This window comes from Herbiconiux sp. VKM Ac-2851 (genome assembly GCF_013205105.1).
Classification (GTDB): domain Bacteria; phylum Actinomycetota; class Actinomycetes; order Actinomycetales; family Microbacteriaceae; genus Herbiconiux; species Herbiconiux flava.
The window spans coordinates 1,068,083-1,081,294 of the sequence record NZ_JABMLJ010000002.1 but is presented as its reverse complement, the minus strand read 5'-3'; the positions used below and the strand labels follow the sequence as shown (position 1 = coordinate 1,081,294).

Here is a 13,212-nt window from a genome sequence, read left to right as displayed (position 1 = left end):
TCTCGCGCGACCGGGGCGGGGGTCTCAGTGGGGCTGACTAGCCCTTGATCTCTTCTTCGGTCCAGTAGCCGGACTTGACGAGGGTGTCCTCGATGTTGTCCTTGACCACGATCTGCGACTCGAGCAGGAAGGACGGGACGACCTTCACACCGTTGTCGTAGTCCTCGGTGTTGTTCGTCTCGGGCTCGTTGCCCTCGAGCAGGGCCGAGGCCATCTTGACGGCCACGGTCGCGAGCTCGCGGGTGTCCTTGAAGATGGTGGCGTACTGCTCGCCGGACTCGATGGCCTTGACGGAGTCGAGCTCCGCGTCCTGGCCCGAGATGACGGGCCACTCAGCGCCGACGGAGTAGCCGGCGTCGGTCAGGGCCGAGATGATGCCGCGCGAGATGCCGTCGTAGGGCGACAGCACCGCGTTGACCTTGGAGCCGTCGGAGTAGGTCGACGTCAGCAGGTTCTCCATGCGCTTCTGGGCGGTCTCGCCGTCCCAGCGGAGCGTGGCGGCCTGCTCGAAGGCCTCCTGGCCGCTCTTGACGACGAGGACCTTCTTGTCGATGTAGGGCTGCAGGGTGTCGATCGCACCGTTCCAGAAGAACGTGGCGTTGTTGTCGTCGGGCGAACCGGCGAACAGCTCGATGTTGAACGGGCCGGCGGGGGCACCGTCGGTCGCGTTGCCGTCGAGGTCGACGAGGCCGAGGCCGTTCAGCACGGAGTTGGCCTGCTGCACGCCCACCTTGTAGTTGTCGAACGACGCGTAGTAGTCGACGTTCTCGGTGTCGCGGATGAGGCGGTCGTAGGCGATGACGGGGATGTCGTTGTCGGCGGCCTCCTGCAGCACGCTGGTGAGCGTGGTGCCGTCGATCGACGCGACGATCAGGGCCTTGGCGCCCTTGGTGATCATGTTCTCGATCTGCGAGACCTGGGTGGGGATGTCGTCCTCGGCGTACTGGAGGTCGACGGTGTAGCCGGCGTCCTCGAGCTGCGACTTGACGGCGTCGCCGTCCTGGATCCAGCGCTCCGACGACTTCGTCGGCATCGCGACGCCGATGAGGCCGCCGTCTCCGCCGCCCTCACCGCCGCCCGAGCTGCTGCCCCCGCTGGAGCAGGCGGCCAGGCTGACCATCAGGGCGCCGGCGGCGACTCCTGCGAGCAGTGTCTTGATCTTCACTGTGTTTCCTTTCGTGATGTGGTGTAGGACTTCTTCGTCGTGATCGGACTGGTGGCTGAGGGAGTGAGCTCCCGCGGCTCGCCGAGCTGGCGGGCCAGGTGCGCGACCCGCGCGGCGTCTTCGACGAGCACCGCCGTCTTCACCGCGGTCCGGGCATCCGGGCCGATGGTGAAGGGGCCGTGGCTCTGCATCAGAACGGCCGGCGAGCGGTGGCCCGCCAGCGTGCCGACGATCCCCCGCCCGATCGAGTCGTCGCCGATCCGGGCGAGCGGCCCGACGGGGATCTCGCCCCCGAACTCGGCTTCCATGGTCGTGGTGACGCAGGGGATGGGCTCCCCGAGCGTCGCCCAGGCCACGGCGTAGGGCGAGTGGGTGTGGGCCACTCCCCCGACCTCCGGCATGCTGCGATACACGTAGGCGTGCGCCGCGGTGTCGACCGAGGGGGCGCGGGCGGCACCGGGCGTGCCCGGCACGACCGTGCCCTCGAGGTCGCAGAGGATCATGTTCTCCGGTGCCAGGTCTTCATAGGAGACACCGGAGGGCTTGATGACGAACAGGTCGGCGCCGACCACACGACCCGAGATGTTCCCGCCCGTCCAGACCACGAGCTCGTAGCGCGTGAGCTCGGAGTGCAGACCAGCGATCTCCGCCCGCAAGCGGGCGATGCCCACCTCGAGTTCGGCTCGCATCGTCATCCTCATGACCCCTTCGTCTTGTGTGACCGTTCACAAATTCGTTCATGTGAACGGTCACATCGGATTGATATTACGCCCATGGCGGCCGAGCCTGTCAAGTCGGCGATGGTCTCGGTTCGGTAACCGAGCGGATGCGCCCAGTTCGGGGGGTTCCGCGCGATCAGGCGGGAGGCGGGGCCGTGGAGCGCCGCACAACGAGAGTCGGCAGCAACGACCCGGGCCACTGCAGCGGAGCCTCGGCGACCGGGCCCTCCCCCGACGCGTCGTCGCCGACGGCCGAGACCAGGAGCGCGACGCAGCGGCGGCCGAGCTCGGCGAAGTCCTGCCTGACCGTCGTGAGCGGCGGCCAGAAGTGCGCGGCCTCGGGGATGTCGTCGAAACCGACCACGCTGATGTCGCCCGGCACGTCGAGCCCGGCGTCGCGGATCGCGTGGATGAGCCCCAGCGCCATCTGGTCGTTCGAGGAGAAGATCGCCGTGAAGTCGCGCACGCGCAGCAGCTCGAGCCCGGCGTAGTAGCCGAACTCCGCCGTCCAGTCGCCGAGGATCGGGGCCGTGGTGGGCACGTCCTGGTCGCTCATCTCGCGCAGGAACCCCTCCATCCGCGCCTCGGCCTCGACCCAGTCCTGGGGGCCGGCGAGGTGGTAGATGCCGCGGTGGCCCAACTGGATCAGGTGCCGGGTGGCGAGTCTCGCCCCCTCGATCTGGTCGACGGAGAGCGAGTGGTCGCCCTGCCGGCCGGTGGACTGCAGGGTCACGTAGGGCAGGTCTAGGTTCAGCTCGTGCAGGGTGTCGAACACGCGCACCTGCGGCGCGATGACCACCATGCCCTCGACCGCCTGGTCGAGGAGGTGCGTGATGGCCCGGGCGATCGAGGCCCGGTCGGTGCCGTCGGCGTTGGCGGTGACCACCAGGTAGCCGTGCAGCAGCGCGGCCTCCTCGATGGCCTTGATGCTCGAGGCCGGCCCGTACTCCGAGCGCGAGGAGGTGAGCACGCCGATGGCGCGGGAACGGCTCGTGACCAGGGCTCTCGCCGCACGGTTGGGGCGGTAGTTCAGCTCGCCCATCACCTCGAGCACGCGGGCCTTGGTCTCGTCGCGGATGCTCGGGTGGTTGTTCAGCACCCGGGAGACGGTCTGGTGCGAGACACCCGCGAGCTTCGCGACATCGCGGATGCTCGGCGCCCGGGGGCGCTTGGCCTCCGCCGAGGGCTCGTTCATCCCGTACCTGCTCTGGTGCTGATGTGCACGTTCACACGGCGTGAACGCCCTTACATTATGCACGCCGCCGGGGTGGCCGGAACTGTGAGCCGGGGATGCGGAGCGGAGGCCGATGTGACTGTCACACGCACACGTCCCGACGTGGGGGACGAGCGTGTGACAGTCACACCGATGGTCGGCGTGACCGCCGGGCCCCGCTACACACCCGCGTGGACGCGGGTGCCGCGGGGCGCCGGGACGGCCCGGGCGGAGTGCCGCAGCTGCTGCACTCCGCCCTCGAGCGCGGTCTCGCCGAGCACCGTGAGGCCGGCCGCGACGGCCGCCTCCCGGCGCCAGGAGAGGGCGTTCTGCACCTCGTCGGACACCAGGGTCGCGGCGGGCACCTCGATCACGAAGTCGGGCGCCAGGATGGCTCCCGCCTCCGCGAAGGCGCGGTGCGCCGAGCGGATCAGCGCCGACGCCCACACCTCGGGGTGGGGCAGGGACGCGTCGACGATCAGGCAGTGCAGTTCGATGGGATGCACCGAGCCGACGGGGCCCCACCAGACGCCGCGGGCGACCGGGCGGTCGTCGACGAGGGCCAGCCAGGTCCAGTCCCGGCGGTAGGTGCCGGCCGCGAGACCGCGGCCGAACTGCAGGGAGTCGACCCCCGAGACGGGGTCGTGTTGATGGAACAGGAGCAGCTCGCTGTCGTGCGAGCGGGTTGATGCGGTGAACACGGGAAGTCTTCCTCCATGAGATGACGAGCGATGGAGGCGCTTCCTGGCGTTCGGGTCGCGGCTAGGCCGTGACGCGCATGAACGGGGGAAGCGCCATGTCGAAGTTCCGATTCGGAATCATGGTGTTCACCTCCCCTTTCGTTCATGGCGGCCGAGTTGCCGCGGGTAATGACGTTAGCGGCTGCCCGGCCCCGAGCGCAAGGGTTTTCCCAGGAATGTGTTCTAGTGGCCCGTCGAGGTGCGCTTGGGCAGCGCGAAGACGAGCAGGAACGCGAGCACCGCGAAGCCCGTGCTGACGGCCATCGCCAGGGCGGAGCTGTTCACGAAGCCGGTGGCGAGAGCATCCGGAGACCCCTGCCCGACGACCAGCGAGCCGAAGAACACGCTGCCCACGACCGCGATGCCGATGGCGCTGCCGACGCGCTGCATGGCGCTGATGACGCCCGAGGCCGAACCGGCCTCCTTGCGCTCCACCGTGGCGACGATGAACTGGGCGTTCGGGGCGATGAAGAGCCCGTTTCCGGCGCCGGCGATCAGCAGCGGGGCGAGCAGCAGCCAGTTCGTCAGGTCGGCCGGCGGGGTGACCAGCAGGATGACCCAGATGGCGGCGAGGCCGACCACCACGGCCGCGGTGCCGATCACGAGCACGGAGCGGCCGAGCCGCTGCGCCAGTCGCGCGCTCTGGCTCGAGCCGACGATGGAGCCGATGGCGAACGGGATCGAGACGGCGCCCGACTCGAGCGCGGTGTGCCCGAGACCCGCCTGCCAGAGCAGCGAGATGGTGAAGAAGATGCTCGTGAAGGAGGCGAAATAGACCAGGGCGAGCACGACGCCGCCCGTGAACGCCGGATGACGGAAGAGGCTCGGCGGCACCAGCGGGATGCTGCCGCGGCGGGTGTAGCGCACCTCCCAGGCGCCGAAGGCGACGAGGAGCAGGGCGCCGGCGACGAGCGAGAGGATGGTCCAGAGCGGCCAGCCCTCGTCCTGCCCCTCGATCAGCGGCACGAGCAGCGCGACCAGGGCGGCCGAGACGAGCACGAGGCCCAGCCAGTCCATGGCGATCTTCGGGCGCTCGGCCGGGGCCCCCTCGGCGGCGGCCGTGCGGCCGGGCAGCAGGAAGACGGCGGCCACGAGGGTGGCGAGACCGATCGGCAGGTTCACGCCGAAGACGAGGCGCCAGCCCGACTCCTCGCCGAAGGCCTGGATGATCAGACCGCCGACGATCGGACCGAGAGCCGACGAGACGCCGATCACGGCGCCCATGATGGCGAAGGCCTTGCCGCGCGACTGCGGCGGGAAGAGCAGCTGGATGAACGCCGTCACGGCCGGCACGAAGATGCCGCCCGCGAGGCCCTGCACGACGCGGGCGACGATGAGCTGCGTGCTGTCCATCGCGAGACCGCAGGCGAGGCTCGCCACGGTGAAGAGGGCGACGCCGGTGAAGAAGACCCACTTGTGGCCGATGCGGTCGCCGATACGGCCTGCCGGGATGAGGGCGAGACCGAACGCCAGGGCGTAGCCCGAGATGATCCAGGAGAGGGTCGCCTCGGAGGCATCGATGCTGGTGCGGATCGTCGGCAGCGCCACGTTCACGATCGTCGTGTCGAGCAGGGCGATGAACATGCCGGCGAGCAGCACGATCAGCGCACGCCAGGCGCGGGCCGGAACGGCGGGAGGCGCCTGGGTGGTGGCGGTCTCGGTCATGGGGTGGGGGCCTTTCGGGGGGTGCTGGGGGTGTCGGGCGTGCTGGCTGTGGTGGGTTCGTCGTGCCGGTGGGTGCCCGGCGCCTTCGGGTCGGGGAGGGCGCCGGCGCGGCGGCGCTCGTCGGCGATGATGTCGGGCACGGCGGCGAGGAGGCGCTCGTGCGAGGCGATCTCCGCGCGCACGCGGTCGGAGCGGTGCTCCATCACCCAGGTCTCGGCGAGTGAGAGGTGCGGGCGGGCGCGGTCCAGGCGCTCCTGCTGTTCGGCGAGCAGCACCCGCAGGGCGTCGATCCGGCGCTCGAGCTCGGGGGCCAGTTCGTCGAGCCGCGCGGGGTCGAGGCGCGTGACCGCGAGATCGAAGGGGTCGTGCTTCAGGCGGATGGCGCGGAGGCCCTCCTCGCGGAGCGCGGCGAGCGCCTCGCGTCCGGCCGGCGTGATCGCGTAGACCTGCCGCTCGGGGTAGGCGCCCTCGCGTTCGACGCGCTCCTCGGCGATCAGACCGTCGGCGGCCAAACGCTTCAGGGCACCGTAGAGCGAGCCGACGCTGACGTCGGTCCAGAGGTGGATGCGCTCCTCCTCGCCGAGCAGCCGGAGCTGGTGCCCGTGCATCGCTCCGCGCGCGTCGAGCGAGCCGAGCACGAAGAGACGAAGCGGAGACACCGGAGTACTCTCGCACGAGTAGTTGGTGTTCGCAAACTCGGCATCGGCGTCGCCGGATTGCCCCGGCGGGCATCCGTCGAATATGTTGTGCAAGCAAACTTTTTCACCCGCACCAGGAGACACCAATGACGCTCGTCGCCGGCATCGACTCATCCACCCAGAGCTGCAAGGTCGTGATCCGCGACCTCGAGAGCGGTGAGCTCGTTCGCCAGGGGCGGGCCACGCACCCGGCCGGCACCGAGGTCGACCCGGCGTTCTGGTGGGACGCCCTGGTCACGGCGCTCGACGCGGCCGGCGGGCTCGACGACGTCGCCGCCATCGCGATCGCGGGGCAGCAGCACGGCATGGTGGTGCTCGACGAAGCCGGAGAGGTCATCCGCCCGGCGCTGCTCTGGAACGACACCCGCTCGGCGCCCGCCGCCCGGGAGCTGATCGAGGAGTTCGGCGCCGCCTCCCTCGCCGAGCGCACCGGCTCCGTGCCGGTCGCGTCGTTCACCGCCACCAAGCTGCGCTGGCTGCGCGACGCCGAGCCTTCGGCGGCCGAGCGGGTGGCCGCCGTCGCGCTGCCGCACGACTGGCTCACCTGGCGCCTGCGCGGCTACGGGCCGGCCGGCGCCTCGCCCCTGGGGCCGGTGCTCGAGGAACTCGTGACCGACCGCTCGGATGCCAGCGGCACCTCGTACTGGAATCCCCGCACCGGCTCCTACGACCGTGAGCTGCTGGTGGCGGCGCTCGGGCACGACGCGGTGCTGCCACGCGTGCTGGGGCCGGCGGAGGCCGCCGGGTCGACGGTCGCGTTCACCGCCTCTGCCTCCACGCCGGTGTCGGTCGACGTGCCGGCCGCCATCGTCGTGGGTGCCGGTGCGGGCGACAACGCCGGCGCGGCCCTCGGGCTCGGCGCCGTCGAGGGCGACGTCGTCGTGTCGATCGGCACCAGCGGCACCGTCTTCGCCGTCACCAGCGAGCCCTCCGCCGACGAGAGCGGCACCGTGGCCGGCTTCGCCGACGCCTCGGGGGCCTTCCTCCCGCTCGTCGCCACGCTCAACGCCGCGCGGGTGCTCGACGCGACCGCCGCCCTGCTGGGGGTCTCGCACACCGAGCTCGGGGCGCTGGCGCTCGAGGCGCCCGCCGGCTCCGACGGCCTCGTGCTGCAGCCCTACTTCGAGGGCGAGCGCACCCCGAACCTCCCCACCGCGACCGCGACCCTGTTCGGCCTCACCCTCGCCTCCACCACCCGGCCGGGGCTCGCCCGGGCCGCCATCGAGGGACTGCTCTGCGGGCTGGCCGACGGCCTGGACGCGGTGCGTCGGGTCGGGGTCGTGCCGCAGCGCATCCTGCTGATCGGCGGCGCGGCACTCAACCCGGCGGTGCAGGCCGTGGCGGCTCAGGTGTTCGACGTTCCCGTGACGGTGCCGCTGCCGGGCGAGTACGTGGCCGACGGAGCCGCCGTGCAGGCTGGCTGGGTGCTCTCGGGCACGCGGCCGTCCTGGGCGATCTCGCTCGCGGGATCGCCGGCGCCGGATCATCGGCCGATCATCCGGGAGCAGTACGCGGCGCACGCCGTTTCGCCCCGGGGCTGACGCTCCGTCGGTCGGCGGATCGTCCAGGTCGAGCGAGGTTTCGGCCATGGTGCGGTGCGGTCGCGCATCCGTAGTGTCGATGCCGTGACGACCGATGACGCCCGCACGGCTCTCCCCCGCGGCCCGCTCGCGCTGCGCGACGAGCAGTCGACGTGGTGCGTGGGGCCGTGTGCGGTGAGTATGTCGGTCGAAGCGGATGCGCGGCGGCGCCGGATCGCCCGCGTCGGCGTCTCGACGACCGTCGTCGTGCCGCGGGCCCGAGTGCGACTCGAAGGGCCCCCGTTCGCCCCCGCGTCGCTGACCCCGCCCGTCACGGGCACCCTCTTCGCCGCCATCGCTCCGGCCGGCGGCATGACGGTCTGGGAGTGGTGGGTGGCGCTCGCGCCGGGCTCGCCGTTCGTGGTCGAGCTGCCACTCGCGGGCCCGGTAGAGCCCTCCGCGCTGACGCTGCGGGTGCTCGCGGGCGCCGAGGAGCTGCTGTCGTGGACACCATCGCCCACCCCCACCGAGAGGCTGCCCGCATGACCGATCTGACCGGCCCCGTTCCGGCCCACCTGCCGACGCGGCTCGCCATCAGCCTGTGGGACTTCTCCTGGTACACCCGGGCCGAGCCCGGCGGCCCCTTCGCCGACCTCGACCGCGCCTTCGCCGAGACCGTCGAGCGCGGCTACAACGCCGTGCGCATCTGCGCCGCTCCCCTGCTGCTGTTCGGCGAGCTCTCGCACGAGGGCCGGCCGCTCGCGTCGCTCGCGCGTGACCTGACGATCGAGGGTCTCGGAGTCGCCCCCGGCGGCGGCTTCTACGGCCAGGGCACCCGCTGGTACGACGTGCCCGGTGGCTACTCGCTCGACGTGGGCGCCCGCCTGATCGAGCTGTTCGAGGCGGCGTCGCGGCACGGTGTGGTCGTGATCCTGGCGAGCTGGGAGTACCAGCAGTCCCCCGCGTTCGCACGCTCGAGCAGCTGGTTCGAGGCCATCCACGCCGTCCCCGAGGAGTCGCGCTACGAGCTGCTCGCCGCCTCCTGGAGCCGGCTGATCGAGCACCTCACCGCCGCCGGTCACCGCGACACGATCGCGCTGGTGGAGCTGCACAACGAGGTCGACTTCTCGCTGCTGCCCGAGTTCGCGGGGGCCACCGTCTCCCCCGCCGTGTCGCCGGAACCGGCATCCGACTCGCATGCCCTGAGCGGCATACAGGCGGTCGAGCGGCTGCGGGAGGCCCACCCCGACCTGCTCGTCACGGCGAGCTGGGGCAAGCCGCCGCACCTCGCCATGCACCAGCTGCCCGACGGTTTGGGGGCGGCTCAGTTCCACGTCTACAGCTACGGGGTGCTGGATGCGCTGCAGCAGCGCCTCGACATCCGCTCCGAGGGCAGCGAGGGATTCCCGAACGCCGCCCTGCGCGAACTCCTGCGCCCCGACGCCCCCGACCCGGCCGAGTACGGCCGCGCGGCCGCCTGGAAGTTCGAGGCCACCGTCGTCACCGACCAGATGATCTACGGCTACGACCAGCTCGACGCCGATCGCTGGGACACCTGGCTCTACGAGAACTACGGCCCCTACCGCGCCGTGATGGAGCGGGAGATCGAGTCGCGAACCATCGCCATCGCGGAGTGGGCACGCTGGAAGGGCGTGCCCGCGGTGATCGGCGAGGGCTGGATCGGCTACACGCCCCTGCACGGCACCTTCGAGGAGGGCCCGATCGGCCGCTCCCTCGCCGAGCTCGGTATCCGCACCGCGCTCGAGCACGGCGTCTGGGGCGTCGTGCTCTGCTCGAACGCGGCGCCGCACCACCCGATGTGGGCCGACGTCGCCTGGCAGCGCCGCCTCACGGCGGAGATCCTCGCCCACCCCTAGCCTCCGGAAACGCGGAAGCCCCTCGGACCTGGACGGTTCGAGGGGCTTCGGCGAGAGGTGGGGCTAGAAGTCCCAGTCCTCGTCTTCGGTGTTGACGGCCTTGCCGATGACGTAGGAGGAGCCCGACCCCGAGAAGAAGTCGTGGTTCTCGTCGGCGTTCGGCGACAGGGCCGAGAGGATCGCCGGGTTCACATCGGTGACCGACTTCGGGAACATCGGCTCGTAGCCGAGGTTCATCAGCGCTTTGTTCGCGTTGTAGTGCAGGAACTTCTTGACGTCTTCGGTCAGGCCGACCTCGTCGTAGAGGTCTTGCGTGTACTGCACCTCGTTCTCGTAGAGGTCGTACATCAGCGAGAAGGCGTAGTCCTTGATCTCGTCGCGCTTGGCCTGGTCGACGAGCTCCAGCCCGCGCTGGAACTTGTAGCCGATGTAGTAGCCGTGCACGGCCTCGTCACGGATGATGAGGCGGATGAGGTCGGCCGTGTTCGTGAGCTTGGCCCGCGACGACCAGTACATCGGCAGGTAGAAGCCGCTGTAGAAGAGGAAGCTCTCGAGCAGCGTCGAGGCGACCTTCCGTTTCAGGGGCTCGTCGCCGTGGTAGTAGTCGAGGACGATCGACGCCTTCTTCTGCAGGTTCGGGTTCTCGGTCGACCAGCGGAAGGCCTCGTCGATGTCCTTCGTGTTCGACAGGGTCGAGAAGATCGACGAGTACGACTTGGCGTGCACCGACTCCATGAACGCGATGTTCGTGTAGACGGCCTCCTCGTGCGGGGTCAGCGAGTCGGGGATGAGCGAGACCGCCCCGACCGTGCCCTGGATCGTGTCGAGCAGGGTGAGACCGGTGAACACCCGCATGGTGAGCTGCTGCTCGGCCGGCGTGAGCGTGGCCCAGGACTGCACGTCGTTCGACAGCGGCACCTTCTCGGGCAGCCAGAAGTTGTTGACGAGGCGGTTCCAGACCTCCACGTCCTTGTCGTCCTGGATGCGGTTCCAGTTGATCGCCTGCACCTTGGTGAGGAGCTTCAGCGGCTCGGGAGGGGTCATCGGAGAGTCCTTCGGGTTGTCGTGTCGACGATCATCACAGCATGCACGAGACGCAGCCGTCGATCTCGGTGCCCTCGAGGGCCAGCTGGCGCAGGCGGATGTAGTAGATCGTCTTGATGCCCTTGCGCCAGGCGTAGATCTGCGCCTTGTTGATGTCGCGCGTGGTCGCGGTGTCCTTGAAGAACAGGGTCAGCGAGAGGCCCTGGTCGACGTGCTGCGTGGCCGCGGCGTAGGTGTCGATGATCTTCTCGGCACCGATCTCGTAGGCGTCGTCGTAGTACTCGAGGTTGTCGTTCGTGAGGAACGGCGCCGGGTAGTAGACGCGCCCGATCTTGCCCTCCTTGCGGATCTCGATCTTCGAGGCCACCGGGTGGATCGACGAGGTCGAGTTGTTGATGTACGAGATCGAGCCGGTCGGCGGCACCGCCTGCAGGTTCTGGTTGTAGATGCCGTGGGCCTGGATGGAGGCCTTCAGCGCACGCCAGTCGTCCTGCGTGGGGATGCGCACGTTCGAGGTCTCGAACAGCTCGGCCACCCGGGCCGTGGCCGGCACCCACTCGGCGTCGGTGTACTTGTCGAAGAACTCACCCGAGGCGTAGGTCGAGTCGTCGAAGCCGTCGAACTTCTCGCCGCGCTCGATGGCGATGGCGTTCGAGGCCCGCAGCGCGTGGAACAGCACGGTGTAGAAGTAGATGTTCGTGAAGTCGACACCCTCCTCCGAGCCGTAGTAGACGCGCTCGCGGGCGAGGTAGCCGTGCAGGTTCATCTGGCCGAGGCCGATGGCGTGCGAGCGGTCGTTGCCGGTCTCGATGGAGCGCACCGAGGCGATGTGCGACTGGTTCGACACCGAGGTGAGGCCGCGGATGGCGGTCTCGACGGTGGTGCCGAAGTCGGGCGAGTCCATGGTCAGCGCGATGTTCAGCGAGCCCAGGTTGCACGAGATGTCCTTGCCGATCTCGGCGTAGGAGAGGTCTTCGTTGTAGGTCGTCGGCGTGTTGACCTGGAGGATCTCCGAGCACAGGTTCGACATGTTGATGCGGCCCTTGATGGGGTTCGCCTTGTTGACGGTGTCTTCGTACATGATGTACGGGTAGCCCGACTCGAACTGGATCTCGGCGAGAGTCTGGAAGAACTCGCGGGCCTTGATCTTGGTCTTGCGGATGCGCGGGTCGTCGACCATCTCGCGGTACTTCTCGGTCACCGAGATGTCGCCGAAGGGCAGGCCGTAGACCTTCTCGACGTCGTACGGCGAGAAGAGGTACATGTCCTCGTCGTTCTTCGCGAGCTCGAACGTGATGTCGGGCACCACGACGCCGAGCGAGAGCGTCTTGATGCGGATCTTCTCGTCGGCGTTCTCGCGCTTGGTGTCGAGGAACTTCATGATGTCGGGGTGGTGCGCGCTGAGGTACACCGCACCCGCACCCTGACGGGCGCCGAGCTGGTTGGCGTAGCTGAAGCTGTCTTCGAGGAGCTTCATCACGGGGATGATGCCCGAGGACTGGTTCTCGATCTGCTTGATCGGGGCACCGGCCTCACGGATGTTCGACAGCAGCAGGGCCACGCCGCCGCCGCGCTTGGAGAGCTGCAGCGCCGAGTTGATGCCGCGGGCGATCGACTCCATGTTGTCTTCGATGCGGAGCAGGAAGCAGGAGACGAGCTCGCCGCGCTGGGCCTTGCCCGTGTTGAGGAAGGTGGGGGTGGCGGGCTGGAAGCGGCCGCCGATGATCTCCTCGACGAGGTTCGTGGCGAGCTTCTCGTCGCCCTGGGCGAGGCCGAGGGCCGTCATGACCACGCGGTCCTCGAAGCGCTCGAGGTAGCGCTTGCCGTCGAAGGTCTTCAGCGTGTAGCTCGTGTAGTACTTGAACGCGCCGAGGAAGGTGTCGAAGCGGAACTTCTTCGAGTAGGCGAGGTCGTTGAGCTGCTGGATGAACTCGAACGAGTACTGGTCGAGCACGGCCTGCTCGTAGTACTCCTTCTCGACCAGGTAGTCGAGGCGCTCCTTCAGGTTGTGGAAGAAGACGGTGTTCTGGTTGACGTGCTGCAGGAAGTACTGCTTCGCGGCCTCTTTGTCCTTGTCGAACTGGATCAGTCCGTTCTCGTCGTAGAGGTTCAGCATCGCGTTGAGCGAGTGGTAGTCGAGCGCCGGCGCCGCCGTCGGTGCGTCGATCAGAGTTGCTTCCACAGTCTGTCCAATCCAATCTGGACGGCCTCACGGTCATCCGGTGTTCCGAATACTTCGAATCGATAGAGCAGCGGGACCTTGCACTTGCGCGCGACGATGTCGCCCGCCAGGCAGTACGCCTCGCCGAAATTGGTGTTGCCCGCAGCGATCACGCCACGGATGAGCGATCTGTTCTCCTCGTCGTTGAGGAACTGGATGACCTGCTTCGGAACGGCGCCACCCGTCTCTCCGCCACCGTAGGTGGGGAGGACGAGCACGTAGGGTTCCGTGGCCTTCAGTCGCTCTTCGCGCGCATAGAGGGGGATGCGAGAGGCGGGCCGGCCCAGCCCCTCGACGAACCGCCGGGTGTTGCCCGAGACGCTCGAGAAGTAGATGAGGTCTGTGGACAC

General features: G+C 69.1%; 12 protein-coding genes. 3 read left to right on the top strand and 9 right to left on the bottom strand.

Going from position 1 to position 13,212, the window contains the following annotated elements:
• Nucleotides 1–37: 37 nt before the first annotated feature.
• From chvE to HQQ85_RS11645, 6 genes are all read right to left on the bottom strand, one after another.
• Nucleotides 38–1,165, bottom strand: a complete 1,128-nt coding sequence (chvE, locus tag HQQ85_RS11670; protein WP_371741866.1) for a multiple monosaccharide ABC transporter substrate-binding protein — start codon at nt 1,163–1,165, stop codon at nt 38–40.
• Nucleotides 1,162–1,860, bottom strand: a complete 699-nt coding sequence (locus HQQ85_RS11665; protein ID WP_173182632.1) for an L-ribulose-5-phosphate 4-epimerase — start codon at nt 1,858–1,860, stop codon at nt 1,162–1,164. The genes chvE and HQQ85_RS11665 overlap by 4 nt, the downstream gene beginning before the upstream one ends.
• A gap of 160 nt (nt 1,861–2,020) precedes the next feature.
• Complete coding sequence (locus tag HQQ85_RS11660) at nt 2,021–3,079, bottom strand: LacI family DNA-binding transcriptional regulator (protein WP_173182631.1); 1,059 nt, start codon at nt 3,077–3,079, stop codon at nt 2,021–2,023.
• A gap of 197 nt (nt 3,080–3,276) precedes the next feature.
• Entirely contained in the window at nt 3,277–3,798 is a 522-nt protein-coding gene (locus HQQ85_RS11655) for a hypothetical protein (protein ID WP_173182630.1), read from the bottom strand.
• Nucleotides 3,799–4,020: 222 nt separating this feature from the next.
• A complete protein-coding gene (locus HQQ85_RS11650) occupies nt 4,021–5,502 on the bottom strand; it encodes an MFS transporter (RefSeq protein WP_173182629.1) in 1,482 nt (493 codons plus the stop codon).
• Nucleotides 5,499–6,161, bottom strand: coding sequence for a PadR family transcriptional regulator (locus HQQ85_RS11645; RefSeq protein WP_173182628.1), 663 nt, complete (start codon nt 6,159–6,161; stop codon nt 5,499–5,501). Before HQQ85_RS11645 ends, HQQ85_RS11650 begins: the two co-directional genes overlap by 4 nt.
• 125 nt (nt 6,162–6,286) lie before the next feature.
• On the opposite strand from HQQ85_RS11645, the gene xylB reads away from it, so the two are divergent.
• The 3 genes from xylB to HQQ85_RS11630 all read left to right on the top strand — a co-directional run bounded on the left by xylB (nt 6,287) and on the right by HQQ85_RS11630 (nt 9,597).
• Nucleotides 6,287–7,741, top strand: coding sequence for a xylulokinase (gene xylB / locus HQQ85_RS11640; RefSeq protein WP_173182627.1), 1,455 nt, complete (start codon nt 6,287–6,289; stop codon nt 7,739–7,741).
• A gap of 84 nt (nt 7,742–7,825) precedes the next feature.
• Nucleotides 7,826–8,266 carry a hypothetical protein gene (locus HQQ85_RS11635; RefSeq protein ID WP_173182626.1) on the top strand — a complete coding sequence of 147 codons (441 nt, stop codon included), beginning with the start codon at nt 7,826–7,828 and terminating at the stop codon, nt 8,264–8,266.
• Nucleotides 8,263–9,597, top strand: a complete 1,335-nt coding sequence (locus HQQ85_RS11630) for a cellulase-like family protein (protein ID WP_173182625.1) — start codon at nt 8,263–8,265, stop codon at nt 9,595–9,597. The genes HQQ85_RS11635 and HQQ85_RS11630 overlap by 4 nt, the downstream gene beginning before the upstream one ends.
• A gap of 63 nt (nt 9,598–9,660) precedes the next feature.
• On the opposite strand, the gene nrdF is transcribed toward HQQ85_RS11630, so the two are convergent.
• The 3 genes from nrdF to nrdI are packed head-to-tail and all read right to left on the bottom strand — an operon-like array spanning nt 9,661 to nt 13,212.
• Nucleotides 9,661–10,641 (bottom strand): class 1b ribonucleoside-diphosphate reductase subunit beta, encoded by a 981-nt coding sequence (gene nrdF, locus HQQ85_RS11625; RefSeq protein WP_173182624.1) that lies wholly within the window; start codon nt 10,639–10,641, stop codon nt 9,661–9,663.
• Between the two features lie 34 nt (nt 10,642–10,675).
• A complete protein-coding gene (nrdE, locus tag HQQ85_RS11620) occupies nt 10,676–12,823 on the bottom strand; it encodes a class 1b ribonucleoside-diphosphate reductase subunit alpha (protein WP_271206339.1) in 2,148 nt (715 codons plus the stop codon).
• Nucleotides 12,808–13,212, bottom strand: a complete 405-nt coding sequence (nrdI, locus tag HQQ85_RS11615) for a class Ib ribonucleoside-diphosphate reductase assembly flavoprotein NrdI (RefSeq protein ID WP_371741865.1) — start codon at nt 13,210–13,212, stop codon at nt 12,808–12,810. Before nrdI ends, nrdE begins: the two co-directional genes overlap by 16 nt.

Excerpts from the sequence above, each read along its gene's own strand:
- HQQ85_RS11630 (WP_173182625.1), top strand. The coding sequence starts at position 8,263 with ATGACCGATCTGACCGGCCCCGTTCCGGCCCACCTGCCGACGCGGCTC.
- HQQ85_RS11650 (WP_173182629.1), bottom strand. The coding sequence starts at position 5,502 with ATGACCGAGACCGCCACCACCCAGGCGCCTCCCGCCGTTCCGGCCCGC.
- HQQ85_RS11660 (WP_173182631.1), bottom strand. The coding sequence starts at position 3,079 with ATGAACGAGCCCTCGGCGGAGGCCAAGCGCCCCCGGGCGCCGAGCATC.
- HQQ85_RS11665 (WP_173182632.1), bottom strand. The coding sequence starts at position 1,860 with ATGACGATGCGAGCCGAACTCGAGGTGGGCATCGCCCGCTTGCGGGCG.
- xylB (WP_173182627.1), top strand. The coding sequence starts at position 6,287 with ATGACGCTCGTCGCCGGCATCGACTCATCCACCCAGAGCTGCAAGGTC.
- nrdF (WP_173182624.1), bottom strand. The coding sequence starts at position 10,641 with ATGACCCCTCCCGAGCCGCTGAAGCTCCTCACCAAGGTGCAGGCGATC.